11 protein-coding genes and 1 pseudogene are annotated in these 19,519 nt (G+C 40.2%); 10 read left to right on the top strand and 2 right to left on the bottom strand.

What is annotated here, in order from left to right; all coding sequences use genetic code 11:
* Position 1: 1 nt before the first annotated feature.
* The 5 genes from WG989_RS00960 to WG989_RS00940 all read left to right on the top strand — a co-directional run bounded on the left by WG989_RS00960 (position 2) and on the right by WG989_RS00940 (position 5,370).
* Positions 2-1,510: a DUF1501 domain-containing protein gene (locus tag WG989_RS00960; protein ID WP_340426660.1), complete on the top strand. Its 1,509-nt coding sequence runs from the start codon at positions 2-4 to the stop codon at positions 1,508-1,510.
* A gap of 82 nt (positions 1,511-1,592) precedes the next feature.
* On the top strand, positions 1,593-2,519 hold the full coding sequence (locus WG989_RS00955; protein ID WP_340426659.1) for a TIM barrel protein: 927 nt from the start codon (positions 1,593-1,595) through the stop codon (positions 2,517-2,519).
* 78 nt (positions 2,520-2,597) lie between these two features.
* Positions 2,598-2,951, top strand: a complete 354-nt coding sequence (locus tag WG989_RS00950) for a four helix bundle protein (RefSeq protein WP_340426658.1) — start codon at positions 2,598-2,600, stop codon at positions 2,949-2,951.
* Between the two features lie 81 nt (positions 2,952-3,032).
* Complete coding sequence (locus tag WG989_RS00945; protein ID WP_340426657.1) at positions 3,033-4,439, top strand: c-type cytochrome domain-containing protein; 1,407 nt, start codon at positions 3,033-3,035, stop codon at positions 4,437-4,439.
* A 49-nt stretch (positions 4,440-4,488) separates the two neighbouring features.
* Positions 4,489-5,370, top strand: coding sequence for a DMT family transporter (locus tag WG989_RS00940; RefSeq protein WP_340426656.1), 882 nt, complete (start codon positions 4,489-4,491; stop codon positions 5,368-5,370).
* A gap of 61 nt (positions 5,371-5,431) precedes the next feature.
* On the opposite strand, the gene WG989_RS00935 is transcribed toward WG989_RS00940, so the two are convergent.
* On the bottom strand, positions 5,432-9,340 hold the full coding sequence (locus tag WG989_RS00935; protein ID WP_340426655.1) for a hybrid sensor histidine kinase/response regulator transcription factor: 3,909 nt from the start codon (positions 9,338-9,340) through the stop codon (positions 5,432-5,434).
* Positions 9,341-9,400: 60 nt separating this feature from the next.
* A pseudogene (locus tag WG989_RS20930) lies at positions 9,401-9,571 on the bottom strand (two-component regulator propeller domain-containing protein); the annotation flags it as partial.
* Between the two features lie 714 nt (positions 9,572-10,285).
* On the opposite strand from WG989_RS20930, the gene WG989_RS00930 reads away from it, so the two are divergent.
* The 5 genes from WG989_RS00930 to WG989_RS00910 all read left to right on the top strand — a co-directional run bounded on the left by WG989_RS00930 (position 10,286) and on the right by WG989_RS00910 (position 19,518).
* Positions 10,286-10,894: an RNA polymerase sigma-70 factor gene (locus tag WG989_RS00930; protein WP_340426654.1), complete on the top strand. Its 609-nt coding sequence runs from the start codon at positions 10,286-10,288 to the stop codon at positions 10,892-10,894.
* 150 nt (positions 10,895-11,044) lie between these two features.
* On the top strand, positions 11,045-11,278 hold the full coding sequence (locus tag WG989_RS00925; RefSeq protein WP_340426652.1) for a hypothetical protein: 234 nt from the start codon (positions 11,045-11,047) through the stop codon (positions 11,276-11,278).
* Between the two features lie 205 nt (positions 11,279-11,483).
* A complete protein-coding gene (locus tag WG989_RS00920) occupies positions 11,484-14,588 on the top strand; it encodes a SusC/RagA family TonB-linked outer membrane protein (protein WP_340426651.1) in 3,105 nt (1,034 codons plus the stop codon).
* An 18-nt stretch (positions 14,589-14,606) separates the two neighbouring features.
* Positions 14,607-16,433: a RagB/SusD family nutrient uptake outer membrane protein gene (locus WG989_RS00915; RefSeq protein WP_340426650.1), complete on the top strand. Its 1,827-nt coding sequence runs from the start codon at positions 14,607-14,609 to the stop codon at positions 16,431-16,433.
* Between the two features lie 85 nt (positions 16,434-16,518).
* Complete coding sequence (locus WG989_RS00910; RefSeq protein ID WP_340426649.1) at positions 16,519-19,518, top strand: SusC/RagA family TonB-linked outer membrane protein; 3,000 nt, start codon at positions 16,519-16,521, stop codon at positions 19,516-19,518.
* Position 19,519: the final 1 nt, after the last annotated feature.

Below are 19,519 nucleotides of genomic sequence, written 5' to 3'. Positions count from 1 at the left end.
TATGACTCAACAAGAATTACATGCACAACGGATGGTGAAAGAGGCCCAGGAAGCACAGCTTCGGTTGCATACACGCCGGCATTTTTTAAAAGAAAGTGCAATGGGACTTGGTGCATTAGCGATGGGTTCTTTACTTGGTGGTTGTGGAAATAAAACTGCAGGCACCAATCCAATTGTGTTTGATCCGGCACATCCATTGTTGCCAAAATCGCCACCGTTCATTGGCAAAGCAAGAAGTGTGATCTATCTACATATGGCTGGTGCTCCTTCGCAACTGGAGTTGTTTGATTACAAACCGGAGTTAATGAAAATGGATGGACAGGATTGTCCGCCTTCATTACTGGAAGGGAAAAAATTCGCTTTCATTCGTGGCGTTCCGAAAATGATGGGACCACAAACAAATTTTAAACAGCACGGACAAAGTGGTGCATGGGTTAGTGAAAATCTTCCGCATCTCTCAACTGTTGTAGATGATATCAGTTTTTTAAAAGCAGTAACAACCGATCAGTTCAACCATGCACCTGCACAGTTGTTATTGCACACAGGCAGTGCACGGTTGGGCCGGCCAAGTATTGGCAGTTGGGTAACCTATGGTTTAGGAACAGAAAATCAAAACCTGCCCGGCTTTGTGGTATTAACAAGTGGTGGTAGTTTTCCCGATGCAGGTAAGAGTGTGTGGGGTAGTGGATTTTTGCCGTCGGTTTATCAAGGTGTGCAATGTCGGAGCGAAGGCGATCCTGTTTTGTTTATCAAAGATCCGCATGGAATGAGTCGTGATTTGCGGAAAGCTTCGATCGAAGCGATCAATGAGGCAAACATGCAAGAGTATGCAGAGTACAATGATCCCGAAATTCTTTCACGTATTTCTCAATATGAAATGGCTTATCGGATGCAGATCACGGCACCCGATGTAATGAACATCAATGATGAGCCGCAATATATTCACGACATGTATGGCACGCAACCCGGCAAAGCATGTTTTGCCAACAACGTATTGCTTGCACGAAAACTCGTAGAGAAAGGTGTTCGTTATGTACAGTTGTTTGATTGGGGTTGGGATGCACATGGTGATCATGCAGATAATGCGGTGAACATTGGTATGGTGAATAAATGCAAAACGGTTGACAGACCAATTACTGCATTGTTACTGGATCTCAAACAACGTGGATTACTGGAAGAAACATTGGTGGTGTGGGGCGGAGAGTTTGGTCGTACACCTATGATGGAAAATCGCAACGGTTCGGATGCGCCATACAAAGGAAGAGATCATCATACAGAAGCATTCACGATGTGGATGGCCGGTGGCGGTATAAAAGGCGGTACAACGCATGGCGAAACAGATGAGATCGGTTACAGTCCTATCAGTGGAAAAGTAAATGCCTTTGACATACAGGCAACTATTTTAAACCAGTTAGGATTTAATCACGAAGAATTTACGTATCAATTCCAGGGAAGGCCTTTTCGATTGACTGATGTAGAAGGAAATGTGATTCGTGATATCATCGCTTGAGGATGAGTGATGAACGATGAGTGGTTGATCAGCTGTGGCCTGTCGTCAATCCAACAAATTGAAACTCTTAAAATTAAACTGATTGAATCGCAGAAACTTTTTACAAACGTCAACTTCTGCTGCTGCAGCAACGATTCTTGCTTCAGTGAATGACGTGGACGCACAAACGAAATTGAATGTTGTGTCTGCTCCCGGCTTTCAACTAACGGTGATGGCTACCGACTGGGGTTTTCAGGGAACTGTTGATGCGTTTTGTGCTGCTGCTAAAAAAGAAGGCTATGATGGCATTGAGATATGGTGGCCCGATGATGCAAAAGCACAAACTGATCTGTTTGCTGCATTGAAAAAACATGCACTGGAAGTTGGTTTTCTGTGCGGTGGATGGCAAACCGATTACAACGAACATCTTGCTACATTTAAAAAAGCAACGATAGCCGCAGCAAAAAATTCGTTTCAAAAACCGTTGTACATCAATTGTCATTCCGGAAGAGATCACTATAGCTTTGAACAATCAAAAGCATTTGTTGATCATACTACACAATTATCAAATGAAACGGGAATTACGATCTGTCATGAAACGCATCGGTCACGGATCATGTTTGCAGCGCATACCACAAGACAGTTCATTGAAAAAATTCCTTCATTGAAATTGACTTTCGATGTATCGCATTGGTGCAATGTGCATGAGAGTTTGTTAGGTGATCAAAAGGAAACAATTGACCTGGCATTGCAACGGGTGGAGCATATTCATGCACGCATTGGTTATGCCGAAGGGCCGCAGGTAAATGATCCCCGTGCACCTGAATGGGAAGCGGTGGTGAAACAACATTTCGATTGGTGGGATAAAGTAGCGGAACGTAAAAAGAAAAACGGTGAGCGATTAACCTTCTTAACGGAGTTTGGTCCGCCCGGTTATATGCCCACGCTTCCTTATACACAACAGCCGGTGGCTGATCAATGGGCAATCAATGTGCATATGATGAAATTGTTGCGGAAGAGATACGGGTAAGAAGCTGTGAGCGATGAGCTGCGAGCCTTGAGCTGGGTCGTTTACAAGTTATTATTTTATCACCTATAAAATTTGCGTATGAAAAATTTCAAAGATCTTAAGATCTGGCACAAGGGATTTCAAATTGCCGTTCATTCATTTAAACTCGTTGCAGCATTTCCTAAGGAGGAGCGATTCGGCATATCATCTCAAATAACGAGAGCAGCTGTTTCTATTTCATCAAATATAGCGGAGGGAAGCAGCCGAAGCAGTGAAAAGGACTATAACCGCTTCATTGAAATTTCATTAGGTTCAACTTTTGAATTAGAAACGCAGCTTTTAATCGCAGAAGCTGTAAACTATGGCGATGCGAAGTTAAGAAGTGAAATGCTAAAAGATATTGATGAAGAGCAGAAAATGCTTATCAGTTTTATGAATAAGCTAAACAAATAAAACAGTAACTCATTAACCCAAACGCTTACTGCTGTAAGACTCGTAACTCGTAGCTCACAGCTCAAAGCTCACCGCTTTTTTATGTTTCTTTCACTTCCCGATTTCATTGGTCGTTTTCACCCAGTGCTTGTGCATTTGCCTATTGGCATTTTATTGCTTGCTTGTTTTTTTCAACTGCTTACTGTTAAAGCAAAATTCGCTTTTTTGCAGCCAGCCGTTCCCGTTATTTTGTTTTGGGGAATGTTGGGTGCTGTGTTCTCCTGCATCAGTGGTTATATACTTTCGTTGAGTGGTGATTATGAAGAACAGTTGGTGGGTCGTCATCAATGGCTAGGAATTGCTACGGCTGTTGTATCGTTTGTATTATGGTTATTGTATCGATTTTCAATTTCTGTGAAAACGACACGTATTGTTTCTGTAGTTATCATTGCGTTGATAACTGTTACAGGACATCTCGGTGGTTCATTGACACATGGTTCAAACTATTTAACCGAGGGACTGCAAAGTGGAGCGGAACAAGGCACAGCTATCAAGCCAATTCCCAATATTCAGGAGGCAGTTGTTTATACAGATGTAGTGCAACCGTTGCTTGAAGCAAAGTGTTACAGCTGTCATGGAGCAAGCAAGCAAAAAGGAAAACTTCGTCTTGATCAACAGGAATATATCGTTAAAGGCGGTAAGACTGGATATACCATGCAGCCGGGCAATGCAGATGAAAGTGAAATGATCAAGCGAATGTTGTTGCCGGTTGATAACGAAGACCACATGCCACCGAAAGAAAAATCACAATTAACTGCTCAGGAAATTTCGTTGTTGCATTGGTGGGTGAATTCGGGTGCTCATTTTAATAAGAAAGTAAAAGAGCTGCCGCAAACTGAAAAAATAAAACCGGTATTACTGTCGTTGCAGGCAGGTTCATCCGATAACGAAGAGAAAGTAGCAGATGTGCCGGTTGAACCTGTTGCGAAAGCGGATGAAGCCATCATCAACCGGTTAAAAAAAGCAGGTGTAATTGTGATCCCTGTTGCACAAAACAGTAATTATCTCTCCGTAAATTTTGTTGCGGTTACAAATGGTATTGATTCATTGCTGCAATTACTTCAACAGTTGAGCAAACAACTTGTATGGTTGAAGTTAGATCATGCAGCTATTAACGATGCATCGATGGATGTACTTTCTAAACTAACAACTCTTACCCGTCTGCAACTCAGTAATGCAACGATCACTGACAAAGGCTTGTTGAAACTGCAATCATTACAACAACTGCAATCGCTCAATCTCACCGGTACAAAAGTTACAGCACAGGGAGTAATGCAATTAAAAGGTTTGAAAAAATTAAAACATTTATATCTCTATCAAACTGCTGTTGGTTCTGCTGATTGGGTGCTGTTGCATCAATCGTTTCCAGCTGCACAACTTGATTCAGGAAAATATACGGTCCCTGCACTCGCAAGCGATACAACGTTAGTGACTGCTCCCAAAAAATAGAATCGTTGAAAAACCGATTTGTTCCTATTTTTCCTTTTTCATTTTCTTTATGAACGGGAAATATCTTTTGGCGGGTGTATTATTTGCGTTGTTGTGGTCATCGGCCGCAGCCGCTACTAAAATTGCTTTGCAATCAGCACAACCATTTGTAATAGCAGTAGCCCGTTTCTTCATTGGTGGCGTAGGCATGTTGATCTTCGTACACCTTATCTGGCGCAAACGCTTACCGCAAAAAAAAGAATGGCTGGCTGTTTCCATTTACGGCTTGCTCAATATCAGTTTGTATCTCGGTTTATACGTGGTGGCCATGCAGGAAGTATCGGCAGGGTTAGGAAGTATGGCCGTTGCTGTTAACCCTGTACTCATCAGCATTCTGTCTGCTGCCTTATTCGATCATAAGATGAGCGTAAAACATTGGCTGAGTTTATTACTCTGCAGTGCAGGTGTGGTTGTAGCTGCATGGCCGTTGTTACAAAATAGTTTTGCAACGGTCAATGGTATTCTAATTATGCTGGTGAGTATGTTGGCTTATTCTGTCGGCGCTATTTATTTTTCAAGTAACAAATGGACCGATCTGCATATTCTTACCATCAATGGTTGGCAAACATTGATCGGCGGTGTATTACTCCTCCCTGTTTTACTGTTTACCTACAAAGCAGAACTCAACCGGTATGATATGGATTTTTTTGGTCCGGTCTTGTGGTTGGCTGTTCCGGTATCTATTGCTGCCGTGCAGCTTTGGTTATGGTTGTTGAAACGAAATGCCGTAACTGCATCTTACTGGTTGTTTCTTTGTCCGGTGTTTGGATTTATTATTGCTGCAATTAGTTTGAACGAACCGATCAGTCTTTACACAGTTGCGGGTGTGCTGCTGGTTTCGGTTGGGTTGTATCTTGTACAAAAGAAACGGGCAATTAGTAAGAAAGCATGATGTAACAATGCCAATGTATTTGTGCATACTTATCTTATAGAATTCTGATTACTATATCGCATTATTGGTTTGATTTTCTTTTCTTGATGATATACTCCGAAGGCAGCATATTAAATTTCGCCTTAAATGCTTTGGCAAAATAATTCGGAGTGGAGAACCCTGCTGAGTAAGCTACTTCTGCAATGGTGAGCTCATTATTTTCTAAGAGCTCAGCAGCTTTGTCAAGTTTAACTGAACGAATAAATTCCACGGGTGTTTGACCTGTTAACTCAAGTAATTTATTATAGAGTGTACCTCTGCTCATGCCCACATGCCGGCTTAAGGTTTCTACAGACAACTGCGTGTCTGTAAGATTGTCCTCGATATAAAGTACAATTTTTTTAATTAGTTTGTCATTGGACGATTCTGCTTTCACCTTGGGAGTTAATACCTCCACTCTTTTTGTATAGGTATTCTTTAGTGTATCATTCAACACTAAAATATTTTTAACCTTGGCTATAAGCACTTCAAAATTGAATGGCTTTGTGATGTAGTCGTTAGCTCCTGTCTTCAAACCTTCGATTTGATTTTTTTCATCAGTTAAAGCAGTTAACAGAATTACCGGTATATGACCGGTCCGTTTATCTTCTTTAATTTTCTTGCACAGTTGAATGCCGTCCATGTACGGCATATTAATATCACTTACAATCAAACTTGGGTGTACGGACAGGGCTTTTTGCCAACCTTCTAATCCGTTGGTAGCTTCAAAAACTTTATATTGTAAACGAAGGTTTTCTTTGAGATAAAACCGGAAATCGTCATTGTCTTCAACTAATAAAATTGACGGGATGATTGATGTGGGATTGTCTTGAGCATATTCCTTTGTCTCTTCTTCAATTAAGACAGGCTCCGTAAATTCTGATTCTGTTTCAGATGGTCGAACCGCTTGTTCGTTTGTTGTTTGTAACTCCTCAAAGGGAAGATGTATGGTGAATGTACTTCCTTTTCCAACTTCACTTTCCACCTCAATTTTCCCGCCATGCATTTTTACAAATTCTTTGGTAATTGCAAGCCCAATTCCGGAGCCTTGATTCAGTATTGATTCAGCCGTTGTATTCTGAAAAAAGCGTTCGAAAATAATTTCTTGTTTATCGGGTGGAATTCCAATCCCCGAATCTTGAATTTTCATCGCTATCCATTCCACCTGCTCTGTAGTGTTGCTACTTCTCTTTTCAATTTCGAAATTGATGGCTCCTCCTTCAAATGTAAATTTGAATGCATTGGATAAAAGGTTGAAGAGTATACGTTCTACTTTATCGTGATCAAATAAGGTGTTGAATTTTTCAATGCTGCACGTAAATGAAAAATTAATTTTCTTTCTTTCAGACAAGTCCTGGAACGAATCAAAAACATCCTTCGCAAAGAAAATAAGGTCGCCTTCTTTTACTTGCAACTTTAATTCCTGTTCTTCCATTTTACGGAAGTCGAGCAGTTGGTTAACAAGGTTCAACAGTCGTTTGCCATTACGCTTGATCATATTCAGCTGAACCTTGAAAGCGTTGTTTTTTTCCTCTTTCATAAGGCTGTCAACAGGACCAAGTATCAACGAAATAGGTGTCCGGAATTCATGACTGAGGTTTGTAAGAAATTTAAGTTTCAGTTGGTCCAGCTCATGCAATCGTTCTGCTTCCTTCCGTTCCTGCTCTGCATGAAACCGTTCCTGCTCAAGTATATACTTACGTCTTATTTTTTCAATACTTCTGTGGCGGAAATAGGTAAGTGCAGCAATAATGATCAATGCATACAACAGATAAGCGTAAATGGTGCGCCAGAACGGGGGATGTACATTGATCTTTATCGACGCTCCTTGTGTATTCCATACACCATTATTATTGCTTGCCCTTACCCGAAAAACATAGTTGCCGGGAGATATATTTGTATACGATACCGTTGAAGCATTGCCGATATTGATCCATTCTCTGTCAAAACCTTCCAGCTTGTATTCATACTGATTTTGTTCAGGATCAGTATAGTTTATGCCCACAAAACTTATTGCAAAGTTTTGCTTGTACTTGAGATTTATTGCTGCAGCAGTAGTAATATTTTCCTGTATGGGTCCGTCTTCCGATGGAACTACAGATGTATTAGAAATTTTCAGGTCGGTAAAGATCACAGGCGGTATAATCTTATTCCGTTTAAGATTTGCAGGATTGAAATAGTTGAAACCTTCGTGGCCTCCAAAAAACAAATCACCGCTTTGTACTCGTAAGCCTGATCCACGAATAAACGTATTGTTTTGAATGCCGTTATGATGATTATAGTTGTTGATCTTTTTACTGTCTGTATCAAAGCTGCTGAGCCCCTTGTTTGTACTGATCCAAAGAAGCCCGTTATTGTCTTCAAGAATTTTGTAGACATTATTGTTGTTGAGTCCTTCTTTCTCGGAGTAAGAAATGAACTCGCTTGTCTTCCGGTTAAATAACCCCAAGCCTCCGCCAAACGTACCGGCCCAAATATTTCCTTTTCTGTCTTCCAATAAGGTAAGAACCTTATCGTTCGGCAATTTTCCATTGAAAGTTGTGTAAATCGTAAATTTTTGAGAAATAGGATTATAAACGGCGATTCCTCCACCATGCGTAGCAATCCACATCTCGCCATTTTTAGCTTCCAAAATATCACGAATGTATCCGTTGATAGGTAATTTAATGTCATTCGGCAAAGTGGGGTTAGGCGTAAATTTGAATAACGCCTTATTTTCCTTTGTTAAAACCACAATACCATTTCCGTTAGTACCGATCCATCGGTTTCCTGCTTTATCTTCTTTAATACAATAGATCTGATTGGAATTAATGTCTGTCGGTTTTGGTCCCCGTAGCAACTGTTCGTATTTACCTGATGAAGGATCATACACAAAATACCCATCACCGAACGTTCCGATCAATAACTGCTGATTCCTTGACATTGTCAGGGTCATGATCGCAAGCCGGTTACCTTCCGGACGCCTGGTCTTAATATTGATTTGCTGAAATAATTTTGTTTTCGGATCAAACAAACTAAGCCCTCCGTCATCAGTGCCAATAAAAACATTTCCATCTTTAGTTTCTGCGAACGATGTAACAATGGAAGCGTTCAATCCTTGTTTGTCAAAGGGGTTGCTTTGTACCAAATTAAACAGGGTAAGATTCTTATCATATTTGCTTATACCGCTTAAAAATGTACCGATCCAGCATATACCTTCTTTGGCAAGGTAAACACAACGAATACTATTGCCTGAAAGACTATTTGTATTTCGTGGATCAAACGTATAACCTGTAATGCGTTTTGTTTTTAGATCCAGTATGTTCAGTCCCTTTGATGTACCGATCCACAGTTTATTTGAATCATCAGCAACGAGTGAATAAATTACATTGCTGTTGAGTGTTTGTTGATTTCCTTCGGTATGCCTGAACTTGATAAATTCTTTACCATTCTCAGCTAAGATATTCAACCCGTCATGTGTGCCGATCCATATATTTCCATCTTTGTCTTCCGTTATGCTTTGCACGAGGTTGTTACTTAAACTAGTTGGGTCGTTTGCAGAATAAACGAATTGAGTGAGAGAGTTTGTTTCTTGCAGATATAGGAACAATCCTTCTGAAGTTCCGATCCACATCCTCTGTTTGCTATCTTCAAAAAGGGTGTTACAGTTTTTTGTAAAACGGGAGCCATTGCTGGTTGTGAAATCTGAGATCTGTTGCGTTTTTTTATCCAGTAAACTTATGCCGTCGTAATGACCGATCCACAACCTATCCTGTGAGTCGCTGCAAACACTTGGAATTACATTGTGCCGAATGGCATTTTTGCCCAGGTAGTTAGCCGGAAAATTAATGAAGTGATCTTTTTTTCGATCGTATAAGCTGAGAGATCCACTACTTGTACCAACCCATAAATTACCGTCTTTATCTTCATGGAGCGATAAAATTTCATTGGCTTGCAAACTGCTAGAATCCATTGGTTTGTTTCGATAAACCTTAAAATTGGCGCCATCAAATCTGTCCAATCCATCGTCGGTGGCAAACCACATAAACCCATACCTGTCTCTTAAAATTGCGTTTACATTATTTGACGACAGCCCGTCCTTTGTGGTTAGTGAGGTAAAATTGATATCCTCTTGTGCAGTGGCTGTTGAGAGCCAGGTGAAGAAACATATGCAGAAAAGTAAAAGAGATGTATTTTTTGACATTTGGGCCGGCAGGCAATTGCTTTAAATGTTACACAATACTGCAGTAATTGAACTGCAACTCATCGGTTAAAATAAGATGCGATCATTTGTTTTGAAAGACAACTTGGAAACTCATTTCGTTACTTGGTTCAACAAGATTTTCTGTTCACTCAAAAGGCTGCTTTGCTTCAAAATTTTACAAAAGAGCTCATTCTGATGCACACAAAATTTCTACTAAACAGAAAGTAAAACACATCCACACAGTGCCATTTTTTATCCAAATCAAAAAAGCGATCACAACTGCTAAAGTAAAACTTGTTTTCTAAAGTTGCGCATTGTTCAAAAAATAGGCAAAAATGTAACTAACTGAATATCAATCAATCTAATCGGTTGCATAAAATCAAAATTGAACATTTGTTCTATAAGTTTCAACAAATGAGCCAGCCCTTAGAGGATTCAAAAATTAGTTTTGGATACACAAGAAGAGTTTTTTAGCACCGATGGATTTTTACTTGAATTGCTGAAAAAAATTTGAAGTGTTACCCGGTTGGATTCTTGCAAACGCAAAGCTTTCAAAATAAACATTTGAGCCCTTTGCCAGCCGTGTTTTAACCGGTATTCGAACGATTGTGTAGATAACCAAACATTAAAGTTGAGTCAGCTGCTTTGAGCATTCAGGGAAAGTTTTCGTGATGCCATTGCATGTGATTCAAGTTTACCATTACTAATTGCCATATGGAAGTAGTTAAAGATTTGCAACGCCAAATTGCTGTACATGAGGACATGCGTGCATATAAGGAACTGTATATGCTTTTGTTTGATGGTCTTCATCGATTTTCTTTTTCCCTCGTTAAGTCTCGGGAAGGTGCAGAAGAAATTGTCTCCGACGTATTTATTAAATTATGGCAGATCAGAAGTCAGCTTCTTCAAATCGATAATCTCAAGGCCTACCTCTATACCACAGCCCGGAATTTTTCCCTCAACTATATCGAAAAAAATGCAAGAAACCCGGCATCCCAGCTACATGATGTAGATATGGAAACTGTTGTTGAGTTCAACAGCCCGGAAGATCTGTTTATTTCAAATGAAACAATTAAAGGAATCGAACAAGTGGTGCAGGGGCTTCCTACCCAATGTAAAATTGTGTTTCAATTAGTAAAGGAAGAGGGGTTAAAATATAAAGAAGTAGCGGCTGTATTGAATATTTCTGTTTTTACGGTACGTAATCAAATGTCAATTGCTACAAAAAAAATTGGAAATGCACTGTCGTACCGGGTTTCTGCCCGATGTGGTTTGGCTATTCCAAATTTGATAGGTGGCGGTAATCCTTTGCAAACAGACTAAGCGGATTACAGGTTTGTTGGTGACAACTTTTCGATCGACGGTCTTTTCCTCTCGGACCGGCAAAAGTTCTTTCAAATAAAAAATAAATGTCTTTAGTACATTTTAAATTCTCCGCTGTCTATGCTTATATAAAGCTACACAGTAATGTTTTTGGATCAGCGACTTTGGATATTGTACAGTTTAAAATTAAATGGCGAAGCAGGCAACGACAAAGAGAAATTGAACATGCTATTGAATCAATATCCTGATTATTTCAGCCGCATGATGATGTTTGAGAATTTACGAAACAAAACAGTGAGCGATTCAACCAGAAGAAAAGAAAAGGCTTACGAAAAACATTTGCAACGTTTGAGAAGCCACTTGCTTGGTTCATCTCTGAAATAAGAATAGGAACGAGTCAATCAGTCGGCATTAGCTAAGGCTTATGAAACACACCTGAAGATCCGGCAATAAAAAAGGATTTACTTATTGAGAAACGATAGGAGTAGTTACAGGAAGATGAAGTGAGCGAATAACCACAAAGTATTCAGGAAGGAATGTTATATAAAATGTCAAAATCAAGGCTTTCTATAAATTAAAAAAATCAAGTATGAAATGCGTGGCAAACAACTGGCTGCATAAGCTGACACTTGCTCTTTTCGGGATTTTATTGGCGGGGTTACCGGTTATGGCACAAGTAAGTGCACAAACGGTTTCGGGGTCAGTTAAAGATTCTTCTGGTGTTGCCCTTTCCGGGGCTACCGTTAAGGTAAAAGGTACCGCTATTGTAACTACAACCGATGCCGCTGGTAATTTCAAAATAACAATTCCATCAAAAGACAAAACGCTTTTGATCAGTTATGTTGGAATGGATGAGTTGGAAGTGAATGTAGGAGACCAAAATATCATCGAAGTAAGGTTAAGTGTTGCACGCTCTACGTTAGAAGACGTTGTGGTGGTGGGTTATGGTCGACAGAAGAAAGAAAGCGTTGTTGGTGCCATTACTCAAACAACAGGTAAAGTACTTCAGCGTGCGGGTGGTGTTTCCAATATAGGTGCCGCACTTACAGGTAATGTACCGGGCGTTATAACTGTACAGGGAACAGGTATGCCGGGTGCTGAAGATCCGCTCATTTTTATACGGGGTCAGGGAACATGGAACAGTGCAGGACCACTCATTTTAGTAGATGGTATTGAACGTCCTATGGCTGGAGTTGATATTGGTTCAGTAGAAAGTGTTTCGATATTAAAAGATGCATCTGCTACAGCCGTGTTTGGTGTAAAAGGTGCAAACGGTGTTGTTCTTATCACTACTAAAAGAGGTGTAGAAGGTAAAGCAAACATCAATATTACAGTTAACTCTACAATGAAAGTTCCTTCTCGTTTGCCCGAGAAGTACGATGCATATGATGCGTTAACAATCAGAAATATGGCGATCGAACGGGAGTTGGGCGTTAGTCCGGCATCCTGGCAAGATTATACACCGCAGGCAATTATTGATAAATATCGTAACCCTGCAAATGCGCAAGAAGCACAGCAATATCCCAATATTGACTGGCAGGCTGAGTCATTAAAGAAAATGGCGATGGCACAAAATGCCAACATCAATATTTCAGGCGGATCAAGTTTTGTAAAATATTTTACTTCTGTAGATTTTCTTCATGAAGGCGACATTATGAAAATCCCTGACAATGGAAAAGGTTACAAGCCGGGATTTTTTTACGACAGGTTAAATATTCGTGCAAACCTTGATTTCAAACTAACAAAAAGTACTACGCTCTCAACTAACATTTCCACACTTTATGGAAAAAGACAGGATACATGGAGCGGTTTTGAATATTCATGGTATCAGGGAATTTATGGTCTTGCACCCGATCTTTTTTATCCGCAGTACAGTGATGGTGCTTTTGGTTATTATCCGCTTGATCCAGTGTCAACCAATAACCCTGCACACATACTTTCAAACAACGGGGTAAGAAATACGAAGACTACGCAGATGACAACCGATTTTATATTGACACAGGATCTGGGGATGTTGGTAAAAAACCTTTCGTTTAGAGGTTCGTATTCTTTAGATAATACGTTTGTTGCGCAAGGTGGTCAATTTGATGATGGAAGTGCGATCGTTAAATGGATCGCTCCTGACGGAAGAGTGCAATACAGAAACACAGCAGGTCCTAATCAGTTCGATTATATATTACCGCAATGGTCAGTACGTCCTGATGCTTTCCAGAATGGACAAACAAGAAGAAGGCGTGTGTATCAGTTACAACTGAATCATTCTGCTAAAATCGGAAGGCATAATATCACAACCATGGGCTTGTTTATGCGCAATGAAAATGCACAGGGCAGCTCGTTTCCTGAGTTTCGTGAAGACTGGGTGTTTAGAAGCACATACAATTTTGCAAACAGATACTTTGCTGAGATCAACGGAGCTTACAACGGTTCACAAAGATTTGGTCCTGATTACAGGTTCGACTTTTTCCCTTCTGCCGCAGTAGGTTGGACATTGACGAATGAAAAGTTCATGGACAAATTGCCATGGGTATCCACGTTGAAGATCCGTGGTTCGTACGGTCTGGTAGGTAACGACGCTATTGGTGGAAATTATCTTTATCTAACACAGTGGGCCTTTGGAGGTCAATCACGAATGGGTGATAACAATGCAAACAGTCCTTATGTATGGTTCAGAGAAAATACAATTGGTAATCCGGATATCCATTGGGAAACAGTGGCCAAGGCCAATATCGGTTTAGATTTCTCATTATTCAGAGGACTGATTGAAGGTACGTTCGAAGTTTACAGAGATCAAAGAACCGACGTGTTAGTAGCGGGAACTCAAAGAGCGGTGCCTGCTTATTTCGGCGGTACACCACCAACATCTAACCTGGGTAAAACAATTGTACAAGGATATGAAATTGAATTGAAGTTCAACAAAAACTTTGGCAGCAAAAGAGAGATGCGTTTATGGGGAAATGTAGCCATAACGCATGCAAAGGATGAGATCATCGATCGGGACGATCCTCAATTATTGGATGATTATTTAAAGCAGGCGGGTTATCAGATCGGACAGTACAGATCGCAATTGCGTTCAGGTTATTACAATACGTGGGATGAAGTGTACGGTAGCAGTGTTGTGGATCAAAACGATAATAACAAATTACCCGGCAACTTTAATCTGATTGATTTCAATGGTGATGGTGTAATTAACAATTTTGATAATGTACCCTACGCCTATCCGGAACGTCCTCAAAATACATACACCGGCAGCGTGGGATTTGATTACAAACGTTTCTCAATTTTCGTTCAATTCTATGCAGTTAATAATGTAACAAGGAATCTTGCGCAAACAAACTTCGCTGCAAATCTGAACTCTGTTTTCAAACAAGGAGATTATTGGACAAAAGAGAATACAGATGCTGCTTCACCACTTCCCCGATGGAAATCCCGGTTATATAGTTATGGCGATTTCTTCAACTACGACGGTTCTTATGTTCGTTTAAAAACAGCGGAAATATCGTATACGTTAGATCCATTATGGTTGACAAAAACAGGTATTCAATCAATGCGTCTTTATGTAAATGGTAATAACCTTCTTTTTTGGAGTAAGATGCCCGATGATCGTGAAGCAAATGTTGGTTCAAGCAATTTCTCCGGTCAGGGAGCATACCCAACGGTTCGCCGGATCAACTTTGGAATTAACCTCAGTTTATAATTGATAAATACTATGATTATGAATAATTCTGTAAAATTAGCCTTAGCTACAAGTATTATACTTATAGTGTTTGGATTACCGTCTTGTAAAAAATATCTTGATCGGCCACTGGATGCAAACATCTCAGAGAAAGACGTGTTCACCAATTTCCGAAGCTTTCAAGGTTTTACCGAAGAGTTATATTCCTGTTTACCAGACATGTCTAAATCTACATGGAACAGTGAATGGAATATGGGTGACGATATTTTGTCAACAACTAACGCAAATTACAGGCTCAGTTCTGAATTCGACAATGGTAATTACCGGGCCTGGCAAACCGGTGGAGGTGGCTGGGATAATAGCTGGCTCGACGACAGAGCGGCTACCACAAACCCGAACGAGTGTCATGATAAAGGCTTGTGGCCATTAGCATGGTATGGTATACGTAAAGCCAATCTGGGTTTGGCAAATCTTGATATGCTGAGTAATGCAACGCAAAACGAAAAAGATGTTATAAGAGGACAACTATTATTTTTCCGTGGATTTTTTCATTTTCAGTTAATGAGTTTCTGGGGTGGATTACCTTATATCGATACGGTGTTATCCAGTTCAGCAAGGCTTGAATTACCAAGATTAAGCTATCGGGAAACAGCACTTAAAGCTGCAAAAGATTTTGAAGATGCTGCAGCTTTATTGCCAAGCAATTGGGATAACTCTCCCGTAGGTCAGGCAACGTTGGGTAATAACCAGCAACGTGTAACAAAATCAATGGCACTCGGCTTTAAAGGTAAAAACCTACTTTATGCTGCAAGCCCAATGATGAATCAGTCATCTACCGGAAATGCAGGTTATGATGTGGAGTTGTGTAAGCAGGCAGCAGATGCATTTGCGAGAGTAATCAAAATGTCGGAGACGGGTGAATCCTATCATAAATTATTGCCTTGGGATAAATACAGTGAAAACTGGTTTACGATCTCCAACTACTCAAAACATCCGGGTTATCCTGAAGTAATTTTTGGACCGCCAACTTATGTAGGATGGAAATCACGCTGGTCGTTAGTGAACATGTTTATACCACCACCATTAGGTGGAGAAGCAGGTATTTCATCACCGGCAGCAAACTATGTAAATTATTTTGGAATGGCCAATGGCCTCCCCATTGATGAAGCAGGATCTGGTTACGATGTAAACGATCCATGGACAGGACGTGATCCACGTTTTTACAAGTCAATTACTTACGATGGTGTACGATTAATTCGTGGTACTGCTAATGCGGCCTATCGTTTTGCCAATCTTTATAACGGTGGAAATTTGCGCCTTGATAATACAGCAAGCCGTAGCGGATACCTTGTTCGCAAGTTTGTAACAGACGGTTGTAACAATACAGACAATGAATGGAACAATATCAACATTGTAATTCCTTATCTGCGTTTAGCAGATGTGTATCTCATGTATGCTGAGTCGGTATTGCAAGGATATGGAACACCGCAAAGCAGTCACCCAAATAGTTTAACAGCGGTAAGTGCTGTTAATACAATCAGAGAAAGAGCAGGTGTACCACCTGTAGATGCGAGGTTCCTTGGTTCAAAGGATGCATTTATGAGTGAACTCATGAGAGAGAGAGCGGTTGAACTCGCATTCGAAGGTTTGCGTTGGCACGACCTTCGTCGATGGAATATTGCGGATCAGAAAAAATATGTTGAAAAAACGGTTATTGATTTTGACCGTGGTACAAACGGCAAACCCATAAATCTCAGAGAAAGAGTTGTTGTAACAAGAGTGTTTGAAAAGAAACACAATTGGCTGCCTTTACCAACAAGCCAGGTGAATCTTTATCCAAGCTTCGGGCAAAATCCGGGATGGTAATGAACATCGATTGATTACAGGAACAAATCAAAGATTGATATCGATTAAGCACAAACGAAACTCTTTAAGCCTTAAAACCTAGTTAATGAAGTATATTAAAATATGCGTGGTATTCTGTGCGATTGTCTCTTGCTTTGTCATGAAGTTGAAAGCGCAGGATGTTCCCCAGGTTAACATCACGTCAGTTGTTTATGATGATAAGGGTAATCCCGTTTCAGGAGTAATAGTGTCGGGTAACGAGGGCAAAACCGTAGCTTATACGGATAATGCCGGAAAATTCTCGATTACAGTAGCTGCAAATTCTGTTGTAGTGTTAACCGCCAAGGGGTTCAAAATGCAAACCTTGAGAGCTACGGCAATTCCGGCAAGCATCAGTCTTGCAGTAAACAGTGGATCACAGGAAGAAGTTTATCTGCCCTTTAGAAAGATTCAGAAACAGGATGTATCAGGAGCTATCAGTACTTTAAATCCAGACTCCTATATTGATCAGGACTTTAACCTCAACGTTGAAGGCGGTATGAATGGAAGGGTAGCTGGTTTATTATGGAGTAATAATATTTGGGGATTGGAGAATGCGATTGTTATGATTGATGGTGTACGTCGTGAATTTAGCGACATCACTCTCAACGAGGTAGAACAGATCTCTGTGTTGAAAGGAGTAAATGCTGTTGCACTTTATGGCAGCCAGGCAGCGAAAGGCATTGTTTTCATCACAACAAAGAAGGGAGTAGCGAATGGCCGTAAAATCGGCGTACGTGTAAACACAGGTGTTGGTATGCCGAGTGCACTTCCTAACTATCTCAATTCTGCTGATTACATGACGTTGTATAATGAAGCACGTCGTAATGATGGCCTTGCAGATCTTTACAGCGCTACTACCATTCAAAATCATCGCACCGGAAATACATTTCGTTTTCCAAGTGTAGATTATTACTCATCACAGTACCTGAAAAAATATCAGAATTTCACAAATGCGAATGCTGAATTTTCGGGTGGTAACAGTAATGCACGATTTTATTCGAATGTTGGTTGGACAAACAGTTCCACCTTGCTGAACATCGGCGAAGGTAAAAATGAAAATGACAATCGTTTGAATGTAAGAGGTAATGTTGATTTGAAGTTGAATGATAAAATTTCAAGCTCTGTTTATGTGTCAGCAATTTTCGGTGAAAGTCGCAGAGCACGTGGTAACTATTGGGGCAATGCTGCTTCATTATTGCCGAACAGGTTTACCCCGCTTATTCCTATCGATTTAATTTCGCCTAACGACAAAGTATCGCTGGGATTAGCAAATGCGAGTCGTAATCTGATTGACGGTAAATACTTATTGGGTGGCTTGCAAGGTTTTCAAACAAACCCCATCGCCGATCTGTATGTTGCAGGTTATGATATCAACATCAGTCGTGTATTTCAGGTAACAAATGAAATCAATGCAGACCTTGGTTCTGTGTTGAAGGGCTTATCGTTTCATACGTTATTCAATTTGGATTATGCAAATTCTTATCTGCAATCGATCAACAACACATACGCAGTATACAACCCAATATGGAATGCGAATGCCGACTCGTTATCTTTAAGTTCGAGCCAGCGATTTGGGGAAGACGCTCGCCCGGGTACACAAAATATCAATAACTCGGCGCAAAGGCAGAACATTGGTTTTTCTTCCTGGTTAAGCTATGATAAAACGATCAACAGTAATCATAATATTTCTGCAAAACTGTTGGGTTATACTTCATCTACTTCTGTAAATGATATCTATCAGCCAATTACCAATTCGCATCTGGGTTTACAAGTTGGTTATAATTACAAGCATAAATATTGGGCCGACTTTAGCGGAGCTTATGTAAACTCAACAAAGTTGCCCGATGGTAACCGCACAGGTTTTTCTCCAACCATGAGTGTAGGATGGTTAGTTAGTGGAGAAAATTTTCTGAAAAATTCCAAAGCAGTTAATTATTTGAAACTATCTGCGTCTGCAGGTATTCTAAGCACCGACCTCGATATCGCCGATTACTATTTGTATAACGATATTTATCAAAGAGGTGGATTTTTTACATGGAACGATGGGGTTGCAGGGCAAAACCAAACAACCACTTCTCGATTTGGTGCGAGTCCTAATCTTTCATTTCCACAGCGAAAAGAGTTGAATGCAAGTCTTGAAGGAGCTTTGTTTAATAATCTGCTGACTTTTCAAACAACTTTTTTCAGGACACAAATGGCTGGTCTTCTTACACAGCGTTTTTCACAGTATCCAAACTATTTCAGTACGTTCATCCCTTATACCAACTACAATACAAATCAACGTACCGGTTTTGATTTGATGATGAATCTTGATAAGAAATTTGGAGATGTTCATTTGAACGTTGGAGCTGTAGCTACTTACTCACAATCAAAAGTTACAAAACGTGACGAACTGTTTCTGGATGATTATCAGAACAGAACCGGCAAGCCTGCTGATGCCATATTTGGTCTTGTGAATGATGGTTTCTTTATGGATCAAAACGACATCAACAGCAGCCCACGACAATTGTTTAGTGAAGTAAAGCCGGGGGATATTAAATACGTAGATCAAAATGCTGATAATGTAATTGATGGCAGAGACGAAATAATGATCGGTCGCTACATTGCTCCTTTTACCTACGGAATCAACTTCACCGTTGGATATAAAAACTTCAGCTTATTCGTACTGGGTACAGGTAACAACGGAGCTAATGGTATTACCAATAACAATTACTATTGGGTAACCGGTGATCTTAAATATTCTGAAGTTGTAAACAACAGATGGACAGAAGCTACAAAAACCACCGCCACTTATCCCCGCCTGAGTTCACAGCAGAATAACAACAATTTTCGCAATTCTGATTTTTGGTTATATAAAACTGACCGGTTTAACCTGAGCAAAGTGCAGCTTACATACAATTTCTCAAATACAATTTTACGTAGCGCATTTGTAAAGGATGTGGTTGTGTACGTTTCAGGTGCCAACTTGTATACGTTCTCGCAGAATCGGAAAATTCTTGAGTTGGCAGTTGCCAGCACACCACAGTTCAGAAATTTCAATATCGGAATCAGAGCCAAATTTTAAA

The sequence above is a fragment of the Lacibacter sp. H407 genome, from assembly GCF_037892605.1.
GTDB lineage: Bacteria > Bacteroidota > Bacteroidia > Chitinophagales > Chitinophagaceae > Lacibacter.
The sequence above is the reverse complement of the archived record's forward strand: the minus strand, read 5'-3'. Positions and strand labels throughout refer to the sequence as shown.

Excerpts from the sequence above, each read along its gene's own strand:
- WG989_RS00960 (WP_340426660.1), top strand. The coding sequence starts at position 2 with ATGACTCAACAAGAATTACATGCACAACGGATGGTGAAAGAGGCCCAG.
- WG989_RS00950 (WP_340426658.1), top strand. The coding sequence starts at position 2,598 with ATGAAAAATTTCAAAGATCTTAAGATCTGGCACAAGGGATTTCAAATT.
- WG989_RS00945 (WP_340426657.1), top strand. The coding sequence starts at position 3,033 with ATGTTTCTTTCACTTCCCGATTTCATTGGTCGTTTTCACCCAGTGCTT.
- WG989_RS00940 (WP_340426656.1), top strand. The coding sequence starts at position 4,489 with ATGAACGGGAAATATCTTTTGGCGGGTGTATTATTTGCGTTGTTGTGG.
- WG989_RS00935 (WP_340426655.1), bottom strand. The coding sequence starts at position 9,340 with ATGGATTCTAGCAGTTTGCAAGCCAATGAAATTTTATCGCTCCATGAA.
- WG989_RS00930 (WP_340426654.1), top strand. The coding sequence starts at position 10,286 with ATGGAAGTAGTTAAAGATTTGCAACGCCAAATTGCTGTACATGAGGAC.
- WG989_RS00920 (WP_340426651.1), top strand. The coding sequence starts at position 11,484 with ATGAAATGCGTGGCAAACAACTGGCTGCATAAGCTGACACTTGCTCTT.
- WG989_RS00915 (WP_340426650.1), top strand. The coding sequence starts at position 14,607 with ATGAATAATTCTGTAAAATTAGCCTTAGCTACAAGTATTATACTTATA.
- WG989_RS00910 (WP_340426649.1), top strand. The coding sequence starts at position 16,519 with ATGAAGTATATTAAAATATGCGTGGTATTCTGTGCGATTGTCTCTTGC.